Origin of the sequence: Streptomyces sp. NPDC048269 (genome assembly GCF_040652395.1) — a bacterium.
Classification (GTDB): Bacteria; Actinomycetota; Actinomycetes; order Streptomycetales; family Streptomycetaceae; genus Streptomyces.
The window spans coordinates 32,839-53,304 of sequence record NZ_JBEZLW010000024.1 but is presented as its reverse complement, the minus strand read 5'-3'; the positions used below and the strand labels follow the sequence as shown (position 1 = coordinate 53,304).

General features: G+C 70.4%; 18 protein-coding genes. 10 read left to right on the top strand and 8 right to left on the bottom strand.

The genetic code is table 11. The features are described from left to right. Positions 1 to 82 precede the first annotated feature (82 nt). Together AB0D48_RS24065 and AB0D48_RS24060 are read left to right on the top strand one after the other, a co-directional pair. The gene (locus AB0D48_RS24065) at positions 83 to 439 is read left to right on the top strand and encodes a VOC family protein (protein ID WP_362400485.1); all 357 of its coding nucleotides are present in this window, start codon (positions 83 to 85) and stop codon (positions 437 to 439) included. Positions 440 to 572: 133 nt separating this feature from the next. After that, positions 573 to 2,984: an excinuclease ABC subunit UvrA gene (locus AB0D48_RS24060; protein WP_362400482.1), complete on the top strand. Its 2,412-nt coding sequence runs from the start codon at positions 573 to 575 to the stop codon at positions 2,982 to 2,984. 28 nt (positions 2,985 to 3,012) lie between these two features. Here AB0D48_RS24060 and AB0D48_RS24055 read toward each other — a convergent pair whose 3' ends face one another. Continuing rightward, a complete protein-coding gene (locus AB0D48_RS24055; RefSeq protein ID WP_362400479.1) occupies positions 3,013 to 3,567 on the bottom strand; it encodes a hypothetical protein in 555 nt (184 codons plus the stop codon). Positions 3,568 to 3,893: 326 nt separating this feature from the next. Between AB0D48_RS24055 and AB0D48_RS24050 the strand changes: the two genes are divergently transcribed. Both AB0D48_RS24050 and AB0D48_RS24045 read left to right on the top strand, forming a co-directional pair. Then, positions 3,894 to 5,279, top strand: coding sequence for a cytochrome P450 (locus AB0D48_RS24050; protein ID WP_362400476.1), 1,386 nt, complete (start codon positions 3,894 to 3,896; stop codon positions 5,277 to 5,279). A gap of 68 nt (positions 5,280 to 5,347) precedes the next feature. After that, complete coding sequence (locus tag AB0D48_RS24045) at positions 5,348 to 6,442, top strand: amidohydrolase family protein (protein ID WP_362400473.1); 1,095 nt, start codon at positions 5,348 to 5,350, stop codon at positions 6,440 to 6,442. Between the two features lie 203 nt (positions 6,443 to 6,645). On the opposite strand, the gene AB0D48_RS24040 is transcribed toward AB0D48_RS24045, so the two are convergent. Further along, positions 6,646 to 7,053 carry a DUF5133 domain-containing protein gene (locus AB0D48_RS24040; protein WP_362400470.1) on the bottom strand — a complete coding sequence of 136 codons (408 nt, stop codon included), beginning with the start codon at positions 7,051 to 7,053 and terminating at the stop codon, positions 6,646 to 6,648. Between the two features lie 388 nt (positions 7,054 to 7,441). Here AB0D48_RS24040 and AB0D48_RS24035 point away from each other — a divergent pair, with 388 nt between their 5' ends. Next, positions 7,442 to 8,143 carry a UdgX family uracil-DNA binding protein gene (locus tag AB0D48_RS24035; protein WP_362400467.1) on the top strand — a complete coding sequence of 234 codons (702 nt, stop codon included), beginning with the start codon at positions 7,442 to 7,444 and terminating at the stop codon, positions 8,141 to 8,143. A gap of 81 nt (positions 8,144 to 8,224) precedes the next feature. Next, positions 8,225 to 9,451, top strand: a complete 1,227-nt coding sequence (locus tag AB0D48_RS24030) for an aromatic acid exporter family protein (protein WP_362400464.1) — start codon at positions 8,225 to 8,227, stop codon at positions 9,449 to 9,451. 16 nt (positions 9,452 to 9,467) lie between these two features. On the opposite strand, the gene AB0D48_RS24025 is transcribed toward AB0D48_RS24030, so the two are convergent. Then, on the bottom strand, positions 9,468 to 10,091 hold the full coding sequence (locus AB0D48_RS24025) for a hypothetical protein (protein WP_362400461.1): 624 nt from the start codon (positions 10,089 to 10,091) through the stop codon (positions 9,468 to 9,470). Positions 10,092 to 10,434: 343 nt separating this feature from the next. Here AB0D48_RS24025 and AB0D48_RS24020 point away from each other — a divergent pair, with 343 nt between their 5' ends. Next, positions 10,435 to 10,776, top strand: coding sequence for a hypothetical protein (locus AB0D48_RS24020; protein ID WP_362400596.1), 342 nt, complete (start codon positions 10,435 to 10,437; stop codon positions 10,774 to 10,776). Between the two features lie 71 nt (positions 10,777 to 10,847). On the opposite strand, the gene AB0D48_RS24015 is transcribed toward AB0D48_RS24020, so the two are convergent. From AB0D48_RS24015 to dnaK, 3 genes are all read right to left on the bottom strand, one after another. Beyond that, complete coding sequence (locus AB0D48_RS24015) at positions 10,848 to 12,050, bottom strand: D-alanyl-D-alanine carboxypeptidase (protein WP_362400458.1); 1,203 nt, start codon at positions 12,048 to 12,050, stop codon at positions 10,848 to 10,850. 98 nt (positions 12,051 to 12,148) lie between these two features. After that, positions 12,149 to 13,576, bottom strand: a complete 1,428-nt coding sequence (locus AB0D48_RS24010; RefSeq protein WP_362400455.1) for a lipase maturation factor family protein — start codon at positions 13,574 to 13,576, stop codon at positions 12,149 to 12,151. A 124-nt stretch (positions 13,577 to 13,700) separates the two neighbouring features. Then, entirely contained in the window at positions 13,701 to 15,566 is a 1,866-nt protein-coding gene (gene dnaK / locus AB0D48_RS24005; protein WP_362400452.1) for a molecular chaperone DnaK, read from the bottom strand. 311 nt (positions 15,567 to 15,877) lie between these two features. On the opposite strand from dnaK, the gene AB0D48_RS24000 reads away from it, so the two are divergent. The 3 genes from AB0D48_RS24000 to AB0D48_RS23990 all read left to right on the top strand — a co-directional run bounded on the left by AB0D48_RS24000 (position 15,878) and on the right by AB0D48_RS23990 (position 17,290). Beyond that, positions 15,878 to 16,129, top strand: a complete 252-nt coding sequence (locus AB0D48_RS24000) for a hypothetical protein (protein ID WP_362400449.1) — start codon at positions 15,878 to 15,880, stop codon at positions 16,127 to 16,129. Positions 16,130 to 16,426: 297 nt separating this feature from the next. Further along, entirely contained in the window at positions 16,427 to 16,780 is a 354-nt protein-coding gene (locus AB0D48_RS23995; protein ID WP_362400446.1) for a hypothetical protein, read from the top strand. An 87-nt stretch (positions 16,781 to 16,867) separates the two neighbouring features. Next, positions 16,868 to 17,290, top strand: coding sequence for a CBS domain-containing protein (locus AB0D48_RS23990; protein ID WP_362400443.1), 423 nt, complete (start codon positions 16,868 to 16,870; stop codon positions 17,288 to 17,290). Positions 17,291 to 17,332: 42 nt separating this feature from the next. Here AB0D48_RS23990 and AB0D48_RS23985 read toward each other — a convergent pair whose 3' ends face one another. Next, positions 17,333 to 18,574 carry a SpoIIE family protein phosphatase gene (locus AB0D48_RS23985; protein ID WP_362400440.1) on the bottom strand — a complete coding sequence of 414 codons (1,242 nt, stop codon included), beginning with the start codon at positions 18,572 to 18,574 and terminating at the stop codon, positions 17,333 to 17,335. Positions 18,575 to 18,738: 164 nt separating this feature from the next. Continuing rightward, entirely contained in the window at positions 18,739 to 20,151 is a 1,413-nt protein-coding gene (locus AB0D48_RS23980; protein WP_362400437.1) for a hypothetical protein, read from the bottom strand. Positions 20,152 to 20,466: the final 315 nt, after the last annotated feature.

Sequence of the window (20,466 nt, the reverse complement as noted above, 5' to 3'; positions counted from 1 at the left end):
GCAGCTAGCGTGACTGCCATGGGCATCACCGCTCACACAGGCGGTGGTCCTCCTCCTCTACCCCACTACTTCAGGAGTGACCATGACCAGCTCTTCCACCCAGGGGATCAAGACCGTTCTGCATCCCGTTTCCGACCTGGCGAAGGCCAAGGAGGTGTACGCCGCCCTGCTCGGCGTGTCGCCGACGACCGACGAGTCCTACTACGTCGGCTTCGAGACCGCGGGCCAGCACATCGGGCTGGTGCCCGGCGGTGCACAGCAGGGCATGTCCTCACCGGTGGCCTACTGGCACGTGCCGGACCTCGAGGCGAAGCTCGCCGAGGTGACCGCCGCGGGTGGCACCGTGAAGGAGCCCGCGCACGACGTCGGCGGCGGCCGCCTGGTGGCCACCGTCACCGACCCCGACGGCAACGTCCTCGGGCTGCTCCAGGACCGATGAGCGCCGACACCCAGGCCCGGAGGCTCGCGCCGAAGCGAGGGCAAACGGGACCTGCTGCCTGAAACTGGCTGGACCGAGCCAGGCGACGCCGGCGGAGACCGCGAAGGCGGCCCGCGCAAGAGATGGAGACACGATGAGCAAGGCCACGAGGACGGGCACGCGGTCGTCTGCGCAGCACGTTGCCGACAGCCACGACCTGATCCGCGTGCACGGTGCGCGCGTGAACAACCTCAAGGACGTCAGCATCGAGATCCCGAAGCGCCGGCTGACGGTGTTCACCGGTGTCTCCGGCTCGGGCAAGAGCTCGCTGGTGTTCGGCACGATCGCCGCGGAGTCGCAGCGGCTGATCAACGAGACCTACAGCGCCTTCGTGCAGGGTTTCATGCCGACGCTGGCGCGGCCGGAGGTCGACGTGCTCGAAGGACTGACGACCGCGATCATCGTCGACCAGCAGCGGCTGGGTGCCGATCCGCGCTCCACGGTCGGCACCGCCACCGACGCCAACGCGATGCTGCGCATCCTCTTCAGCAGGCTCGGGGAGCCGCACATCGGCTCGCCCAACGCGTTCTCCTTCAACGTCGCCTCGGTCCGGGCCAGCGGTGCGGTCACGGTCGACCGCGGCGCTGACAAGACCAGGACCGTGAAGCAGACCTTCACCCGCACCGGCGGCATGTGTACGCGCTGCGAAGGCCGGGGCACGGTCTCCGACATCGACCTCACCCAGCTCTACGACGACTCCAAGTCGATCGCCGAGGGCGCGTTCACCATCCCCGGCTGGAAGTCGGACAGCTTCTGGACCGTGCGGGTCTACGCCGAGTCGGGCCTTCTCGATCCGGACAAGCCGATCCGCAAGTTCACCAAGAAGGAGATGCAGGACTTCCTCTACCGGGAGCCGACCAAGGTGAAGGTCGAGGGCGTCAACCTCACCTACGAGGGGCTGATTCCCAAGATCCAGAAGTCGTTCCTGTCCAAGGACAAGGAGGCGATGCAGCCGCACATCCGGGCGTTCGTGGAGCGGGCGGTCACCTTCACCATCTGCCCCGAGTGCGACGGCACCCGGCTCAGCGAGGCGGCCCGGTCCTCTCGGATCGGCAAGATCGGCATCGCCGACGCCTGCGCGATGCAGATCAGCGACCTGGCCGAATGGGTCCGCGGCCTCGACGAGCCGTCGGTGGCGCCGCTGCTCGACGCGCTGCGGGAGACCCTCGACTCGTTCGCGGAGATCGGTCTCGGCTACCTCTCGCTCGACCGGCCGTCGGGCACCCTGTCGGGCGGCGAGGCGCAGCGCGTGAAGATGATCCGCCACCTCGGGTCGTCGCTCACCGACACGACGTACGTGTTCGACGAGCCCACCATCGGCCTGCACCCCCACGACATCCAGCGGATGAACGACCTGCTGCTGCGACTGCGGGACAAGGGCAATACTGTGCTCGTCGTCGAGCACAAGCCGGAGGCGATCGCGATCGCCGACCACGTCGTGGACCTCGGGCCCGGCGCCGGTTCGCAGGGCGGCACCGTCTGCTTCGAGGGCACCGTCGAGGGACTGCGGTCCGGCGGCACCGTCACCGGCCGCCATTTCGACGACCGGGCCGCCGTCAAGGAGGCGGTGCGCAAGCCCACCGGCACGCTGGAGATCCGCGGCGCGACGACGCACAACCTGCGCGACGTCGACGTCGACATCCCGCTCGGGGTGCTGTGCGTCGTCACCGGCGTGGCCGGCTCCGGGAAGAGCTCGCTCGTGCACGGCTCGCTGCCACACCGGTCGGGGGTCGCCGGCGAAGGTGTGGTGTCGATCGACCAGGGAGCGATCCGCGGCTCGCGCCGGAGCAACCCGGCGACGTACACCGGACTGCTCGACCCGATCCGCAAGGCTTTCGCCAAGGCCAACGGCGTGAAGCCGGCGCTGTTCAGCGCCAACTCCGAGGGCGCCTGCCCCACCTGCAACGGCGCCGGCGTCATCTACACCGACCTGGCGATGATGGCGGGCGTCGCCACCACCTGCGAGGAGTGCGAGGGGAAGCGGTTCCAGGCAGCGGTGCTGGACTACCACCTCGGCGGCCGCGACATCAGCGAGGTGCTCGCGATGTCGGTGACCGAGGCCGAGGAGTTCTTCGGCGCCGGGGAGGCGCACACGCCCGCCGCGCACCGGATCCTCGGTCGGCTCGCCGATGTGGGGCTCGGCTACCTCAACATCGGCCAGCCGCTCACCACGCTGTCCGGCGGCGAGCGGCAGCGGCTCAAGCTGGCCTCCCAGATGGCCGAGAAGGGCGGGGTCTACGTCCTCGACGAGCCGACCGCCGGTCTGCACCTGGCCGATGTCGAGCAACTGCTCGGCCTGCTCGACCGGCTCGTCGACTCGGGCAAGTCGGTCATCGTCGTCGAGCACCACCAGGCGGTCATGGCCCACGCCGACTGGATCATCGACCTCGGCCCGGGCGCCGGCCACGACGGCGGCCGGATCGTCTTCGAGGGCACACCCGCGGACCTCGTCGCCGCCCGCTCCACCCTCACCGGCGAGCACCTCGCGGCGTACGTCGGCAGCTGACCGCCCGGCCACCGCCGCCCACTGACCGTCAGGTGGGCGGCTTCGGACGGGTAGTGCCGGGAAGGCAGGTCACCGTCGGGTTGTACGTCTCGAACACGCCCAGGGGGTTCTCCTTCCAGAGCCACAGGTGCAGGGCGTAGTGGACCGGCTGGCCCGGGAAGTTGCCGCGCTGCGGGCCCTGGAAGGGGGTGTCGAACAAGGTGGGGCGGTCGTCGTCCGTCGCCGTGTCCTGGTCACGGTCGTAGACCAGCCACTGGACCCCGACGAGGCGTTTGCCCCCGTGCCCGTCGTCCTCGTAGAACAGTGCGGCGGGCTTCGCCGGGTCGAGGGAATTGTCGAGCGCGTGGTTGAAGTGCGGGTAGCCGAGCGCCCCCGGGCCCGCCCGGTTGGCCACGCAGTACTCGTCCGGAACGTAGCCCGCCTCCACCGCGTTGGCGTGCAGGTGGTACCGGGCGGTCGCCTCGTACGTGAGCGCGCGGGCGGCCGCCGCTTCGCCGGTATCGGCTCCGGCCGCGGGAGCGGCGACGAGCGCCAGGGCGAGCGAGGCAGCGGTCGTGAGGACCGGGGCGAGACGTCGGACCATGCGCGGACTCCTTGGGGCGGGCTCCCTGGGCGGCTCCCCGGGCGGGCGGGCTTCAACAGCAGCCTGTCCCGCGATTCGTCGGCCCGCCACACGGCCCGACAGGTCGGCTGACCGCCGGTCGGGTGAGGCGGGCCCTGGCCCCACCGGCCATGTCGGTGCGGTCGACCGCCGGATCCGTCGAGCTCCCTCCCCATCCGGCCCGGACAGTCGGGGGCGGGTGTACGCCGGAAACGGCTCACCCCATCGAGCCACGGGTGGTTTCACGCCACGCTCCCCCAGGGAACCCGTAGGTCCGCAGAACTCAAGTGTCACGGAGGGTGCGGAACATGACGCAGGAGAACGCGGCACCGGGCATCGGCGGAGCGCCGCTGCACGACCTGGTGTCGGCCGTGTCCAGGGGCGCGCCGGAATACCGGGCATGCCCCCACCCCGTCTACGCCGCGCTGCGCGAGCAGGCCCCGGTGTGTCTGCTGACGCCCCCGCACGGGGTCGACACCTATCTCATCACCCGCTTCGAAGACGCCCGGGACGCCCTGTCGGACCCGCGCTTCAGCAAGGACATGCGCGGGGCCATCGACACGTACCACGCCGTGTACGGCAGCTTCTTCGACGCGCTCGACGACAACGTCCTGTTCTCGGACCCGCCCCGGCACACGCGCCTGCGCCGAGCTCTGCGGAGCGGCTTCACCCCGCGGCGGGTCGAGGAGATGCGGCCGAAGATCACCGCGATCGCCGAGAGCCTCCTCGGTGAATGCCGGAAGAGCGACACGGTCGACCTGATGTCGTCGTTCGCGTTCCCGCTCCCGATCGCGGTGCTGTGCGATCTGATGGGCATCCCAGAGGGGGACCGTCCCGAGCTCCTGGCCCACTTCGGGGTGGTGACCCGCGCCAGGTTCGATCCGCGGATGCGGGCGGAGCTGCAGGCGGCCGGGGAGTGGTTGCGGAACCGGCTCGCGCGGCTCATCGCGTACACACGCGCCCACCCGTCGGATTCGTTCCTCAGCGACCTCATCCACGCGGACGAGGGTCTGGACGACGCGGAACTGACCTCTTCGTTGTGGGTCCTCTTCTTCGCCGGCCACAAGACCACCGCGTTCCAGATCGGCAATTCCGTGCTGGATCTGCTGCTCCATCCGGATCAGCTGGAGAAGCTCCGGAAGGACCCGCTGCTGATTCCGCAGGCGGTCGAGGAGATCGTACGGTTCGAGGGGTCCGTCGAGACGTCGACGTTCCGGTACGCGACGGAGGACGCGGAGATCCGGGGAACGGTGATCCCCAAGGGCTCGCTCGTCCAGATCGCCATCTCCTCCGCGAACCGCGACCCCGAGAAGTTCGACTCCCCCGACGTCCTGGACGTGACGCGCGAGGGACTCCAGAGCACGCACCTGGGCTTCGGCCACGGCACCCACTACTGCCTGGGCGCCCCGCTGGCACGGCTGGAATTGGAGGTCGCCCTGGCCTGCCTCCTGCGGGAGTTCCCGGAGATGGAGCTGGCGGACGGGCAGACGGAGGGCGAGAACAAGGGGGCTTGGCTCACGGGCCCCGTGGCGGCATTCCGGGGGCTCCAGGAACTGCGGCTCGTCCTGGAGCCGTCCCGGACGGATGCCTGCCCCGCGCCGGGATCCGGGGCCGGGGTGACGTCCTCCGTCACCGCGGCGGCTTCCCTGTCCTCCTCCGTACCCTCCGTACCCTCCGTACCCTCCGGAAACTGACCGACTGACCGACTGACCGACTGACCAACTGGCCAACTGGCTAAGACCCGACGGACGGTGGATTTGGCATGACGGATTCCGCGAGCACCTCCCGGCTGGGCCTCCTCGGAACCTCGGCGGGCGAGCCGCTGACCTCCGGCGTGGGCACCGGAGAAATCGGCGGTCTTGCACGCGACGCTGCCGTTCCGGACCTGAGCGAAGCCCACGGCGCGCGCTCGAAGATCGACATGCATCAGCACTTCTGCGCACCGGAATGGCGCGAGTGGGCCGGGCGTCACGGGCTGATCAAACCGGAAAAGCTGCCGCCGTGGTCACGGCTGGACACCGACGCCGCGATCGGCTTCATGGACCGGGCGGGGATCGCGACAGCCGTCCTCAAGCCCATGCTGCCGGCGCGCTACCGTTCATCGGCGCAGCTGCGTGAAGCGATCAACATCACGCTCCAGTCGGCTCTGGAGGTGGCGAGTTCGCATCCGGGGCGGTTCGCGTTCTACGTGCCGCTGTTCCTCGACGACCTCGACGCGTCGTCCTGGGCCGTTCGTCGCGGACTCGGTCAGCTGGGCGCCGTCGGCGTGAACGTGACGGCCAACTACGGGGGCGTCTACCTGGGCGATCCCACGTACGACCGGCTGTTCCACGAGCTGAACGACCTCTCCGCAGTGGTCGACACCCATCCGCACAACCTCCCGGACGGCGCGCCCGGGGCGGTGACGGTTCCGGGCATTCCGAACTTCATGTGTGACTTCCTGCTGGACACGACGCGGGCCGCGGTGAACATGATCACCCATGGGACACTCGACCGCTTCCCGAAGATTTCCGTCATCCTCCCGCACGCCGGTGGCTTCCTGCCGTACATCGTGGGGCGCCTGGAAGCTCTCGGACGGTTCTGTGACCCGCCCCTCGAACCTGCCGCGGTACGCGACCACTTGCGACGCTTCTACTACGACACGGCGGCCCCCATGGCCGGCGCGGCAGCGCTCCTCGACCATGTGCCCGCCGACCACCTCCTCTTCGGCACGGACTTTCCCGCTGCCCCCGCCGACACCGTCACGAACCTGGCGATCCCCGCCCTGGAGACGGATCCCGCCTTGACCGCGGGGCAACTGAAGGGGATCTACCACGACAACGCGCTACGCCTGATTCCGCAGTTGGCGAGCGTCTGACGACTGCCCGGCCGCGCGTCAGCGGTGGAGCCACCAGTCCTCGTTCCCGTCGAGGAAGCGGGCAACGGCCCCACTCCTGTTCGCGCGACCGCCGACAAGCGGTCGCGCCGCCGGCACCGACGGGGCGTCCCCGCGCCGGCGCGGGGACGCCGTTCACTGCGGAAACGGCACCGCACTGCCGGTCCCGACGAAGCGCGACGTGCTCAGGAGTCCGGGTGTGCGGCCACGTACTCGCCGGCCTCCCGCAGGGCCTGGTGTGCGGTGCGCCGGCCCATCAGGACGCACAGCGTGTAGGCAGCGTCGTCGAGCGCCTGCCGGGCGCCCGCGTCGGACGGATCCCTCCGGAGCCGGGTATGGGAGGTACGGAACCGCTCCAGCACCTCGGTCACCCGTCCGAGGCCGGGCAGCAGCGCGCACGACGGTTCGGCAGCCGGGGCCCGGGCCGCTTCGACGGCCAGCCGCAGCGCACGCTCGATCCGCCTCGGTGGTTGTCCGCCCCGCGAACGCTCCACCAGCGCCGTCACCATCTGCCGCGCCGTGACGGCGGCCATGCCCGCTGCCGCGTCGAGGATCTCCCGCGCCGCCGAAGCGGTGCAGGGGGTCGCCGCCATGAGGATCCCCAGCGCCCACGCCGTCGTCGGCTCCTCGACGTCGGGTCGTACGGGACTTCGACCAGCATCTGCGCATACTCCCACCGCGTCAGGTGGCCACTGCTCGGAAGCAGCAGGAAGCGTCACGTGCCTCTCCTCGTCCTGGGCCGGGTCCGTGCTGGCAAGCAGTATGGGAGCTGCGCGCGCACAGGGGGACGCGGCACACCCACGCGGCTGCCGAGTCCCCCGGAAAGTGACGCCGCCGAGGTGGGGCGGAAGGGGCGCACGGACGAACCCGACGGCCCGAAGCGGGATCGCGCGGCGCGGTGACGGGCGATGACCGACGTGGACGACGTACAGTTCGCGGGCCGTCCTCGGATCCCGGCGGCGGAAGGACCGTGATGCCTCCATGAACGCGCGTACGGACAACGGCGGCGACCACGACGCCGCCGCGGGCACCGCATACGACGCGGGCCCCTACGTCCCCCGTCGGGGCGGCATCGACAGCCTCCGGCGAGCCGCCGCCTCGTGCCGCGGCTGCCCCCTGTTCGCGGAGGCCACGCAGACGGTCTTCGGAGCCGGGCCGCCGGAGTCCCGGTTGGTGCTGGTCGGGGAGCAGCCCGGAGATCAGGAGGACCGCAAGGGCGAACCCTTCGTCGGGCCGGCCGGAGCCCTGTTGCGCAAGGCGCTGAACGAGGCCGGGATCGACGACGAGCCCGTCTACTTCACCAACGCCGTCAAGCACTTCAAGTTCACCGTCGCCGAGCACGGCAAACGGCGCATCCACAAGGCACCGAACCTGCGCGAGATGAAGGCCTGCCGGCCCTGGCTCGCCGCTGAGCTGCGTCTCATCGAGCCGGAACTGGTCGTGGTCCTCGGCGGCACGGCCGGCAAGGCGCTCCTGGGCAGCTCCTTCCGGGTGAACGAGCAGCGCGGCGTACTGCGGCCGATGCCCGCGCCGGACGCCCTGGGCGAGGATGCGGCCGAGCCGGGGCACGCGCAGCTGCTCGCCACCGTGCACCCCTCCGCCGTACTCCGTGCCACCGACCGGGAGTCGGCCTATCAGGGTCTGCTCGCCGATCTGCGCGTCGCCGCGACGGCCCTGGGCTGAGCCGGCGGGCATGCCTGCTCAGCGCGAGGCCGGCCGGAGGGGTGGCGCGTGCGCCGGAGCCGACTGGGAAGGCGCAGGCGTATGACGCAGACAATTGCCCCACTACGACAGTTCGTACGGCGACGGCAGGAGCCCGCCGTCACCCAGGCGCTCCGCTCCACCGCCGCCGCCGTCGTCTCGTACGTCGTCGCGCTCCAGCTCAGCAGCGAACCGGCGCCGCTCACCGCGCCCCTCACCGCGCTGCTCGTGGTGCAGGTGACCCTCTACACCACGCTCACCACCGGGGTCCGCCGCGTCAACTCCGTCGTCGCCGGGGTTCTCATCGCGATCGGTTTCAGTGCTCTGGTGGGGCTGACCTGGTGGAGTCTGGGCCTGATCATCCTTGCCTCGCTCGTCATCGGCCGCGTGGTAAAGGCGGGAGAGTTCGTCCCGGAGGTCGCGATCAGCGCGATGCTGGTCCTGGGCGTGACCAGGGTGGCGGACACCGCCTGGGACCGGGTTCTGGAGACGCTGATCGGCGCCGCCGTCGGCCTTCTCTTCAACGTCCTGTTCGTTCCGCCCGTCTGGGTGCGGCCGGCCAGCGACGCCATCACCGACCTCGCCGCGCGCATGCGTACCCTGCTCCAGCACATCGGCGGAGAACTGGGCGGCAGCACGACGGTGGAGGAGGCGGCCGCCCGGCTGCACGAGGCGCGCCGCCTCGACAACGACATCGCCCAGGTCGACGGTGCCCTCAGGCAGGCGGAGGACAGCCTGCGGCTGAACCCCCGCGTGCGCGAAGGCGCCCTGTTCAGTCTGGTGCTGCGCACCGGGCTCGACACGCTGGAAATCTGCGCGGTCGTGCTGCGCGTGTCCTGCCGTACGCTCACCGATCTCGCCAAGGTGCGGGTGGAGCAGCCCCTTCTGCCGCCTGCCATCAGCGGAGCCCTGCAGGACCTGTACGGCCACATGGCCATGGCGGTGGAGGCCTTCGCCGAGCTGATCACGGCGCAGGTCAGCGCCAACGCCGAGGAAGCCGAGGCCAGGCTGACCAAGGAGCTGAGCACGGCACGCTCCAGCCGTGAGCGCCTTGCCGTGCTGCTACTGGAACAGGTCCGCGACCATCCCGGTGACTGGCAGCTGCACGGGGCGCTGCTCGCCGAAGCGGACCGGGTACTGGACGAACTCGGGGTCGAGAAGCGTTCGGAGCGGCTCCTGGAGGAGCTCGACCGGCACGCGCGTCAGCAGCGGGAGCGCTTCCCGCGCCTGCACGGGATGGCCCGACGCCTGCGCCGGGAGCCCCGGTTCGAGGACGGGTCGGGTGAATAGCCGAGCGAGGAGGCGATCAGTACCGCTGGGCCTTGGCGATCCTCGGTGTCAGATTCAGGTCGGCGGGCTTGCGGCTGATGGCGAGGGGCTGGGCCAGCTCGCCCGGCTCAAGGTCCTCCGCTCCGACGATCCTGCTCTCGACGACCTTGCCCGCGGCGTCCGTGAAGTCCACTTGGACGGCGTACGACGCCTTCTTGTCCGTGCTGTTGGTGATGCTGACGATGACCGCCAGGAGCCCTCCGGTCTCGGCCCTCGGCTTGCCCCGCAGCGAGACATCGGCCCCCGCGTTGCCACCACCCGACACCTTCTCCAGCTCCTCGGCAGCAGCCTTGTTCGCCCGCAGCGTCTCGGCCGACACGGAAGCCTCGAAAGCAGAAGCGGCGGCGGACGCGGACGAGGCCGCGGCCGACGCCGACGCGAGTGCGGACGCTGCGGCCGAACTCATCGGGGAAGGCGGCATGCCCGAGAAGGACGCCGCGTCGGGTGGCGTGGGCCGAGGGCTGAACGTCCTGGTCGGCTGGTCCCCGTCGTCCGTACTGCACGACGCCAGTGCGGCCGCCCCTGAGACCACGGTGGCCAGCGTCAACGCGACAGCCGCCAATCGCCGCCCAGCCGGTGAGTGCTTCCCGCACGCGGTCATGAGGTTTCCTCCCACTCCTGGCGGGCCGACGTCGGCCTCGTATGACCTCATGCTCGGGGTCGTGTACGCCTGCCGCGACCGGCGTAGCCCGATCGGGGGTGGTCCCGGTCTCGTCCGCCCCGGGCGCCGCCACCGCGGGGAGCGTCGCAGGCCGGAATGCCGATGGAGGACCGCCGTGACACGCTGAAAGAGGGGATCCCGCCGGTCCCGGCACGCCGGGCCGGCTCTGCAACCCATGGAGATCGAAATGGCCAGTGACGCCGGCAGGTCCCGAGGAAGCAACGCACACCCGAGTCCCTGGCACGCGCACACATCCGGGACCACCATCCTGGCGGCATCCCTGATGATCTTCGGTGGAGTGATGGCGATCTTCGAGGGGATCGCGGCCATCGCCAAGGACGACCTTTTCCTCGCGACGCGGCACTACGTGTTCGAGTTCAGCCTGGCGGGCTGGGGCTGGGTCCACCTCATCCTGGGCATCGTCCTGGTCGTCGCCGGCTGCGCCGTGATCGGCGGAGCCCTGTGGGCGCGCTTCTTCGGTGTCGCCGTTGCCGGCCTCGGCGCGATCGCCAACTTCCTGTGGTTGCCGTACTACCCCCTGTGGGCGCTGGTCCTGGTCGCGGTCAACCTTCTCGTGGTCTGGGCCCTGTGCACCGGCATGCACCGAGAAGCGGACACGGTCTGACCGCCTGCCCCTGCCGCGCCCCATGACGGCCTGGAACGCGGCGCGTTCCAGGCCGCCACGGGTAGCTCCCTTCAGGGCAGGCGTGCGTGGGGTTGGTCCGGCCGCTTGCTCCGGCGGCTGCGCAGGACGGCTGTCCCGGCGAGGCCTGCCGCGACGAGGAGCACCGCCGGTACGGCGTAGGCCGTGTGGGTACTCGTCCGGGGGCGGTCGGGAGTGGTGGCGCGAGCGGCCACGACGTGTGGCGTCTTCGACGATGCCGGGGGCACCAGTGATCCGACCGGATCCACGTGTCCCGCCGCGGCGAATCCCCAGTCCAGCAGCGACCAGGCTTCCTCGTACACCGCGTTTCCGCCGGCCCGCTGAGGGTTCATCACGGTCACCAGCAGGGTGCGTCCGCCCCGGCGGGCGGCCGCGATCAGCGTGTAGCCCGCCCGGGAGGTGTAGCCGTTCTTGACACCGATGATCCCCGGGTAGCGGCCCACCCCGTCTTCACCGGTCACCAGCCTGTTGGTGTTCTCGATGCCGAACGTCCAGGTGGGACTGCCGTCGCTGCGGGTGCCGCCGGGAAAGCGGGCGTCGGGGGTCGCCGCGTACGCGGCGAAGGCCGGGTCCGCAAGCCCCGTACGGCCGAAGACGGCAAGGTCGTAGGCCGAAGAGACCTGACCCTCCGCGTCGTAGCCGTCCGGGGAGACGACTGTGGTGTCCAGTGCGCCCAGGACGCGCGCCTTGGTTTGCATCTGCGCCGCCGTGGCTTCCCAGCCGCCGTTCATCTCGGCGAGTACGTGCACGGCGTCGTTGCCCGAGCTGAGGAAGACACCCCGCCACAGATCCGCCGCACGATAGGTGTGATCAGCGGAGACGCCCACCACACTGCTCCCGTCCGCCACCTCGTCCAGTTCGGCCTCGGTGACCGTGTGCCGGCTCGAGCCGGGAAGGTGGGGCAGCGTGGTGAGGGCGAACAGGGTCTTGAGGGTGCTGGCCGGAGGCAGACGGCGGTGTGCGTCGTGGGCGGCGAGCACCTCGCCCGTGCGGACATCGGCCACCAGCCACGACAGGGCGGACACATCGTCCGGCAGCTCGGGCGCTCCCGGTCGCGCCCGCACGTGGGTCCCGGAGCCGTGCAACAGCGAGGGGCTGACCGACGCGGCGGGTCGCGGCGGCAGCGGATCGGCTCGCGGGATGCCCACGGCCGTCGGTGCGAGGAGGACCGACGCACCGATGGCGAGAGCTGCCGCGCCGGAGCCGGTTCTGCGCCCAGAGGATCTGATGCTCATTCAGCCAGCGTAGGAACGTATCGGGCCGTCCGCAGCGACGGGTGAGCCGACCGGCGGAAGGGGCAGCCGCTGTCGGCCCTGTCGAAGCCGCGGGGGCGTCACCGTGCCTTCGTGACCGCCGGGAGGAATTCGCCCGCGAGCGTGCGGTGCCACCACGTCCGGTGTCGCAGGAGTTCACGCCGGTCGCTGAACGTGTAGCGGTAGAGGCGTGCGCGGATGCAGGCGGGCGGGGAGGTGGGGAAGGGGTTGCCGCGCAGGAGCTTGAGGGTGGCCGGGTCGTTGGCCAGGAGCCGTGCGACGAACGCTCCGAACCAGGGCGCCGCGTACGAGGGTGAGATGGCGGCGAACCACAGCAGCCAGTCCAGGCGCAAGTGGTACGGGGCGACCTGCGGTGGGATGCGGTGTACGTCACCGGGTTTGCCCTTGAAGCGGTATTCCTTCCACACCGTGTCGTCGGTGAGCTCCCGGTCGTCGGTTCCTTCGATCACCACTTCGTGGCGGACCCGGCCGACGCTGCCGAAAGCTCCGTAGGTGTTGACCAGGTGGAGCGGGTTGAATGACGCGTTCATCACCTGGTGCCGGGAGAGCAGGTTGCGGACCGGCCAGTAGCTGAGTACGGCCACGAGAGCGGTGACCGCCAGCACGATGCCCTGGTACCAGGCGGGCGGGGCGGCCGGTGCCGGAGCCTGGGGCAGCGGCAGGACGTCGGCGGCCCGCCCTCCGTCGATCGCGGTGAGTGCGAGCAGCAGGGCCAGCCAGTTGAGCCAGGCGAAGTTGCCGGATGCCACGAGCCACAATTGCGTGACGACGATGACCCCGGCGGCCACGCTCGCGACGGGCTGCGGCGCGAACAGGGCCAGAGGGGCGGCGAGCTGGGCGAAGTGGTTCGCGGCGGTCTCCACCCTGTGCAGCGGTCTGGGCAGGTGGTGGAAGAGCCAGCTGAGGGGGCTCGGCATCGGCTGGGTCTCGTGGTGGTAGTACAGGCAGGTCAGGTCGCGCCAGCACGGGTCGCCGCGCAGTTTGATCAGCCCGGCGCCGAATTCCAGACGGAACAGCAGCCAGCGCAGCATCCACAGCACCAGGACCGGGGGCGCCGTCCGGGCGTTGCCGAGGAAGACCGCCAGGAAGCCCGCTTCCAGCAGCAGCGATTCCCACATGAAGGCGTACCAGGTCTGGCCGACATTGACGATCGACAGGTACAGCGCCCACACGAGTGCCCACAGGAGCATCGACGCCCACAACGGCACGCGGTCGGCCGCGCCCGCCACGAGGGCGGCGGACAACCCCACGCCCGTCCACGCGACGACCGCGAAGAACCGGTCCGAGTAATGGAAGTGGAAGATGCTGGGCGAGCGCCGGAAGGGTACGGCCGCCACGAAACGCGGCACCGGGAGCAGCCCTCGCGCGCCGATGAGCGCCCGGAACTGGTTGGCGGAGCTCAGGAAGGCGACGAAGTACAGGGCTGCCAGGCCACGCTGGAAGACCAGCCTGCCCAGCCAGTACGTGTCATCGGTGAACCACTCCACAGCAGTCCTCCTGTGGTGGCCCCTGCCCGCGGCTCGTGCCGGTCATTCGGAGCGGGGCGCCGCTCGTCCCGGGCCGCGAGGAGCGGTGACTGCTTTCGCGGCCCACCGGAACGTGTCGGCCGGCTCATCCCGTGCCGCCCTTCGGGCTCCCGTCATCGACGATCTCCGCGTCGACGACGTCCTCGTCGGCGCCGGACGGCCCGGTGTCGGACGCCGGCCCGCCACCGCCTGCGGCGGCTCCTTGGGCTTCGGCGTAGAGGGCGGTGCCGATCTTCTGCGCGGCCGCGGCCGCCTTGTCGGTCGCCGCTCGGATGGCGGTGGTGTCCTCGCCCTTGAGCTTCTCCTTCAGCTCGGCGACGGCGCCCTCCACCTCGGTCTTGAGGTCGGCCGCGATCTTGACCTCGTTGTCCCGCAGCAGCCGCTCGGTCTGGTAGACGAGCTGTTCGGCGCTGTTACGGGTCTCGGCGGCCTCCTTGCGGCGGCGGTCCTCCTCGGCGTGCTGCTCGGCCTCGCGGACCATCCGCTGGATGTCGTCCTTCGGCAGCGAGGAGCCGCCGGTGACGGTCATCTTCTGCTCCTTGCCCGTGCCGAGGTCCTTGGCCGTGACGTGCATGATGCCGTTCGCGTCGATGTCGAAGGAGACCTCGATCTGCGGGACGCCACGCGGGGCCGGCGGCAGGCCGGTCAGCTCGAACATGCCGAGTCTCTTGTTGTACACCGCGATCTCGCGCTCACCCTGGTAGACCTGGATCTGCACGGACGGCTGGTTGTCCTCGGCCGTCGTGAAGATCTCCGACCGCTTGGTCGGGATCGTGGTGTTGCGCTCGATGAGCTTGGTCATGATGCCGCCCTTGGTCTCGATGCCCAGGGACAGCGGGGTCACGTCGAGGAGCAGGACGTCCTTGACCTCACCCTTGAGCACACCGGCCTGGAGGGTGGCGCCCATGGCGACGACCTCGTCCGGGTTCACGCCCTTGTGCGGATCCTTGCCGGTCAGCTCCCTGACCAGGTCCGTCACCGCGGGCATGCGGGTCGAGCCGCCCACGAGGATGACGTGGTCGATGTCCGAGAGCTTGATCTTCGCGTCCTTGATCGCGTCATGGAAGGGCCCCTTGCAGCGCTCCAGCAGGTCCGCGGTCAGCTGCTCGAACCGGGTGCGCGTGAGCTTCTCGTCCAGGTGCAGCGGGCCCTCGGCGGACGCGGAGATGTAGGGCAGGTTGATCGAGGTCTCCGTGGCGGAGGACAGCTCGATCTTCGCCCGCTCGGCGGCCTCGCGCAGACGCTGGAGCGCCATCTTGTCCTTGGACAGGTCGATGCCGTAGCCGTTCTGGAACTGCTTCACGAGGTGGTCGACGACGCGCTGGTCCCAGTCGTCGCCACCGAGGTGGGTGTCGCCGTTGGTGGCCTTGACCTCCACCAGTCCTTCGCCGATCTCCAGGAGCGACACGTCGAAGGTGCCGCCGCCGAGGTCGAAGACGAGGATCGTCTGGTCGTTCTCCTTGTCCAGCCCGTACGCCAGGGCGGCCGCGGTCGGTTCGTTGATGATCCGGAGCACCTTCAGCCCCGCGATCTCACCGGCCTCCTTCGTCGCGGTGCGCTGGGAGTCGTTGAAATACGCGGGAACGGTGACGACCGCGTCGGTCACGTCCTCACCGAGATAGGCCTCGGCGTCGCGCTTCAGCTTCTGCAGGACCCTCGCCGAGACCTCCTGAGCCGTGTACCGCTTGCCGTCGATGTCGCCGGCTTCCGGGAAGCGCCAGGCCGCCTCCCCGATGTGGCGCTTCACCGACCGCGCGGTGCGGTCGACGTTCGTGACCGCCTGCCGCTTGGCGACTTCCCCGACCAGGACCTCTCCGCCCTTGGCGAAGGCGATGACGGAAGGGGTCGTCCGGTTCCCTTCGGTGTTCGTGATGACCGTGGGCTCTCCGCCTTCCAGCACCGCGACGACGGAGTTGGTAGTGCCCAGGTCGATCCCCACTGCTCGTGCCATCGTCCGCTCCTCTCCGGCCTGACTGACGTCCGTGGCAGCACACCGGCCTCGCACGAGGTCTCATACGTTCGGCTCCGTATCCAGCGTCTCACTGGGGAACAGCCCCTGTGGCCGGGCCTGGCGAACCAACCCCCTCCTTTACGGACCTCCTCAATAAAGTTGACAAGACCACACTCAAGGTAGGCGTCAAACCTGGCGGACCGCACTTTCCTCCTGTTGGCCTATGCCCGTTGGCCTCTTTGGCCCAGGGGCACTCTCATGGACATCGGGCCGGTCTATCCGACCGGCCGCGACGGCAGAAAGGCACGCCCATGTACGAGATGCGCGCCGAATCCACCCCCGGCCGATCCGAAATGCTCTGGCACGTCATAGCCAAGGACCCGGCGACCGGCACCCTGTGCGGCTACACCCTGGCTCCGGATCAGACCGTCACCGCGCTCCTGTCCGAGGGAGCGGCGGAACGCTACTGCGTTCCCTGCATGAGCGCCTTCCGCACCGTCATGGAAGGCCGCACGCCGCCCGACGCCGACGCAGCGAAGACGCTTTCCTTCGACGGGCCCTGACGCGACGAGCGAGCGGCTCAAGGTGCACGTCGCGCCGGCCGAGTCATGGACCGCATCCGCATACGGACCAGCGAAAGCGCGAGCGGACGGCCGGCCGGCCGCGACTGCCCCCCGTCACCTTCGTCGTAGGCTGCCATAAAGGCGCTCCGGACAGCACCAAGGCATTCGGGCATCCGCTACGGGGTATATCGATCACATAGGGCGACGCGAAGTCTCGCGATCGCGGATCGCGAGGCAAAGCGCCGGGAATCCGAGAGGGGGCGAGAACAAATGATCACGGGACTTGCATTGGAGCGAGTGGAATTCACCTGCGGCCGGTGCTGGTACGAATGGAGCATCGACTACGACGTCCAGCAATACACGGATGATCAGGGTGGCGTCTGGGAGTACTTCTCGCTCGACGGCATCGCCGTGCCCTCCCCGTACACCCCGGCCGGAGCCTCCCCCTGCCCGGCCTGCGGGCGGCACTGGGTCGGCCGCCTCCTCGCCCGCAGGCTCATCCCCGCGGCGCCCGGACCGGACCACACCCCGCGCCAGAAGATCACCGACGCGGCCGGTCACCGGCCCGAGCGGCAGGACGCCCCGCTGCTCGGCGCCACCGCACACACCCAGCCGCAGCAGTTCGAGCCGCCCGCGGTCCTCGGCAGCTGATGATCGTCGCAGCACGGCCCCGGCGTGACCGCCGAGGCGAGGGGGGAGCCGCCCAGCAGGGCCGGCTTTCCAGCGGCAGGAGGAGCCATGACCCGACAGGTCCACGAGGTAATGACCGAGCGGCCGGTGGCCGTCGAAAAGCTGACGTCCCTCGCGGAAGCCGCACGCGTCATGCGAGACGCCGGCATCGGGGACGTGCTCGTCGTGGACGAGGGCCGTCTGCGCGGCATCCTGACCGACCGGGACCTCGTCATCCGTGCCATCGCCGAGAACAGGGATCCCGGGGAAACCACCGTGCACTCCGTCTGCAGCACCGAGGTGGTCACCGTCAGGCCCGGCGACGACGTCGGCCACGCCCTCGATCTCATGCGTCGGCATGCGCTGAGGCGTCTGCCCGTGGAGAGCGAGGACGGCACGCTGGTGGGCGTCGTCACCCTGGGTGATCTCGCGGTCGAACAGGATCCGGGGTCCGCTCTCGCGGCGATCTCGGCCGCGGAGCCCGACAGCTGACGCTGCCAGGTCCTCTCCCGGCGGTCTTCGCCCTGGCCGCGGTCACAGGCGCAGGACGACCAGCGCGGTGTCGTCGGTGATCCCGGCGGGCGGGAGGAGGTCCGCCAGCAGGCCGTCGGCGAGCGTGTCGGGGTCGGCGGCACGGTGACGTGCGAGGGAGTCGGCAAGCCGGTGGATGCCGGTGTCGATGTCCTCGTGGCGGCGTTCGATGAGCCCGTCGGTGTAGAGGACGAGGACGGAGCCCTCGGTGAACGCGGTGTCCGTTTGGGGTCGGGGTGCGTGTTCGGGCCGGGCGCCGAGTGGCGGGTCGGTGGCCTGGTCGAGGAAGGTGACGGTGCCGTCGGGGTGGCAGAGCGCGGGCGGAGGATGGCCGGCGCTGCTGTACGTGAGGGTGCGGCTGTGCCAGTTGATGAAGACGGACACGACGGTGGTGGATTCGGCGCCGTCGACGTAGCGGGCGTACAGGCCGAGCACTTCGAGTGCCCGGGCGGGTCCGTCGGCGACGCGGGAGGCGGCCGACAGGGCGCTGCGGAGCTGTCCCATGACGCCGGCCGCGCGCAGTCCGTGGCCCACGACGTCGCCCACGGCGATCGCGGAACGGGCGGCCTCGGGCAGGTCGACGATGTCGTACCAGTCGCCGCATACGTTCAGGGATCCGGTGGCAGGCCGGTAGCGCACGGCGGCCTGGTGGTGGCCCAGCGGGCGGGGTGCGGGCAGCATCGCCTCCTGAAGGTGGAGGGCCACCTCGCGTTCGCGGGCGTGGGCCTGGCGCAGGCGCTCGTTGACCTCCTGGAGTTCCCGGGCGCGGGTGTAGAGCTCGGCTTCGAAGACCTGGGCGGGACCCTCGCCGCCGCGGTCGCCGCGGGCGCCCCGGGCCCTGATGAGCTCCGTGACCTCTTCCACCCGGTGCAGGAGCAGTGCGACGGTGCCGTCGGGGGCGAATACGGGGACGTTGACCGGGCTCCAGTACCGCTCCTCCCACACCCCTGGCCGGTCGGGGTACTCCACGTCGTAGCGCTGGAGGGCCATGGTGTCGCGTTCCCCAGTGGCCACGACCCGCTGCAGGGAGGCGTGCAGGTTGTGCATGCCGGTCGCGGCCGGATCATTCGGGTTGTCGGGGAAGACGTCGAACAGATAGCGGCCGACGACCTGCTCCCGAGGCCGCCCGGACATGGACAGGAACGCCTCGTTGACATCCCGGAACACCAGGTCAGGGGTCAGCAGCGCGACCGCCCCGGGTAGGGCGTGGAAGACCGCCCGGTAGTCGGTTCCGGTTTTGTTCACGATCCACCTGCCCGCGCGCGAGATCGTTGGGATCTGCTGCTCTCACGATAGGCGCGGGCGCCCGGGGCGGCCGGTCACAGCGGTGTGGCTGGGCCGTTTGGGCCCGGGGAACCGCAGCCCGGCCTCGTGTACGAGCGACGCTGCCGGGCTGTGGTTGTGGCCGTCTACCGCGCGGTGTGGCCGCTCGCGAGTGCCCACTCGCGGTTGAGCGTGCCCAGCGGGATGCGGTGCTCGATGATCGGCGTACCGAACAGGGACAGCTGGAGGTGAAGCTGTCCGCTCAGGTCGAAGCCGCCGTACAAGGCCCAAGAACCGGATACCGAGGTCTTGCCGTCGGTGGAACCGGTCGCCTTGGCATCGGCCTCGCCGCGCACGTACGGGGCGAAGTCGGCGCTGACGCCGACGGCGCCGTACAGGCCGACGGAGGCTTCGGCGCCGAGAGCGCCCTTGACGCGCCCGGAGGCGGTGACGGTGGCCTTGACGGGCGAGCTCTGCACGGCAGACGTGCTGACCGGGGTCCAGCCGTTGCCGGACGCGTAGCTGCCGCCGACACGGAAGTCACCCTTGACGTCCTGCTGCACGTCGAGGGTCACGCGGCCGTCGGCCTCCACCTGGATGTAGCAGGTCAGGCCCAGGTTGACGACGACGGGCACCGGGCCCACCTGGATGACGGGGGAGCTGTGAAGCTTGGCGAACGGGATCCGCTTGGGCGCGCCGCTGCTGGCCGCGGCGCGGCCCTTGAGCTCCCACTGCGAGGACCAGTCACCGCTCATGCCGAGGAAGGCGGACTTCGGACCGAAGCCGCCGCCCGAACTGCCGTCGTACGAGAACTCCACCTTGGGGGCGAGCTGGACGAAGCCGGACACCGAGGCGCCTGCCGAGACGGGGGCGCCCTCGGCGGTGTCCACCGCGGCGCTCACGTCGAGCCGCAGGTTGCCGAGGGGCAGCTCGGCCCCCTTGGGCCCGAACTTCACGCCCTGGCCCTTCGCCCAGGAGAAGGTGACGCCCTTCATCAGGGGCTCGACGGTGACCGACGCCGGGTCGACCGGGACCTTGCCGTCGGCCTTGTCGTCCTTGAGGACGGAGGCCAGCGTCGTGGGAGCGGTCTTCACTTCGATTCCGCGGTCGGTCTTCCCGACGACCTCGGTGACCTTGGCGAGGAGGCCGTCGGGTGCACCGGGCGCCGGTGCGCTCGCGATGACGTCGTCCACGGCGACGGGCTGGTCGGGAGCGGGCTTGCCGGGCGACGGGGAGTGGCTCGGCGCGCCGGTGCGCTCCTGCGGAGCCGTGGATATGACGGCCCGTCCGCTCGCCTTGTCGTAGGAGGCGACCGTCAGGGAGGACTTCTCGGGCTGGCCCTTGCCCGTACGGGCGCGGGCGACGGCCGTGGGCGTGGCCGACCCCTGCGGAGCGGCGGCCACGTCGAGCTGCTGCGTACCGTCGGTGGCCGAGGCGGACGTGGCCGGGTTTCTCGGCTCGTCGGCGGTGTTGGTGTGAGTCGCAGAGGAGCAGCCGGTGGCGGCGAGGGCCAACGTGGTCAGGCCGGGGAGCAGGAGGCGTCTGGCGAGCGTGCGCACGGAGGTGTGACCTTCGGGTTGGGGGGAGGGGGCGTTACCCGCGGGTAACGCTGCGGTTGATCATGCCATGCGCACACAACGGCAGTCACCTTGGGATCCGGCCAACTCGCGTTCCCGACAAGGCGGTTGAAGCTTCACTCACCTACGCCCGGCCGGGCGGCGCGCCGGCCGTCGAACCGGGGCTCGGCCCCGTCGTCCCCATCCGCGTGCAGCCGAGCCCGAAGCGGTGGCAGCCGATCGCTCGCCCGGCGGCCGGAGCCGCTCCCCCGCCGGAGATCGGCCCGTGTGACCATGGCCCGTCAGCACATCGGCACC

What these genes read in the sequence shown, in the direction of transcription:
- AB0D48_RS24000 (WP_362400449.1), top strand. Translation starts at nt 15,878, where the DNA reads ATGTACGAGATGCGCGCCGAATCCACCCCCGGCCGATCCGAAATGCTC.
- AB0D48_RS24015 (WP_362400458.1), bottom strand. Translation starts at nt 12,050, where the DNA reads ATGAGCATCAGATCCTCTGGGCGCAGAACCGGCTCCGGCGCGGCAGCT.
- AB0D48_RS24030 (WP_362400464.1), top strand. Translation starts at nt 8,225, where the DNA reads ATGACGCAGACAATTGCCCCACTACGACAGTTCGTACGGCGACGGCAG.
- dnaK (WP_362400452.1), bottom strand. Translation starts at nt 15,566, where the DNA reads ATGGCACGAGCAGTGGGGATCGACCTGGGCACTACCAACTCCGTCGTC.
- AB0D48_RS24055 (WP_362400479.1), bottom strand. Translation starts at nt 3,567, where the DNA reads ATGGTCCGACGTCTCGCCCCGGTCCTCACGACCGCTGCCTCGCTCGCC.
- AB0D48_RS24060 (WP_362400482.1), top strand. Translation starts at nt 573, where the DNA reads ATGAGCAAGGCCACGAGGACGGGCACGCGGTCGTCTGCGCAGCACGTT.
- AB0D48_RS24065 (WP_362400485.1), top strand. Translation starts at nt 83, where the DNA reads ATGACCAGCTCTTCCACCCAGGGGATCAAGACCGTTCTGCATCCCGTT.
- AB0D48_RS24040 (WP_362400470.1), bottom strand. Translation starts at nt 7,053, where the DNA reads ATGGCGGCGACCCCCTGCACCGCTTCGGCGGCGCGGGAGATCCTCGAC.
- AB0D48_RS24050 (WP_362400476.1), top strand. Translation starts at nt 3,894, where the DNA reads ATGACGCAGGAGAACGCGGCACCGGGCATCGGCGGAGCGCCGCTGCAC.
- AB0D48_RS24035 (WP_362400467.1), top strand. Translation starts at nt 7,442, where the DNA reads ATGAACGCGCGTACGGACAACGGCGGCGACCACGACGCCGCCGCGGGC.
- AB0D48_RS24045 (WP_362400473.1), top strand. Translation starts at nt 5,348, where the DNA reads ATGACGGATTCCGCGAGCACCTCCCGGCTGGGCCTCCTCGGAACCTCG.
- AB0D48_RS24020 (WP_362400596.1), top strand. Translation starts at nt 10,435, where the DNA reads ATGATCTTCGGTGGAGTGATGGCGATCTTCGAGGGGATCGCGGCCATC.
- AB0D48_RS23990 (WP_362400443.1), top strand. Translation starts at nt 16,868, where the DNA reads ATGACCCGACAGGTCCACGAGGTAATGACCGAGCGGCCGGTGGCCGTC.
- AB0D48_RS24025 (WP_362400461.1), bottom strand. Translation starts at nt 10,091, where the DNA reads ATGACCGCGTGCGGGAAGCACTCACCGGCTGGGCGGCGATTGGCGGCT.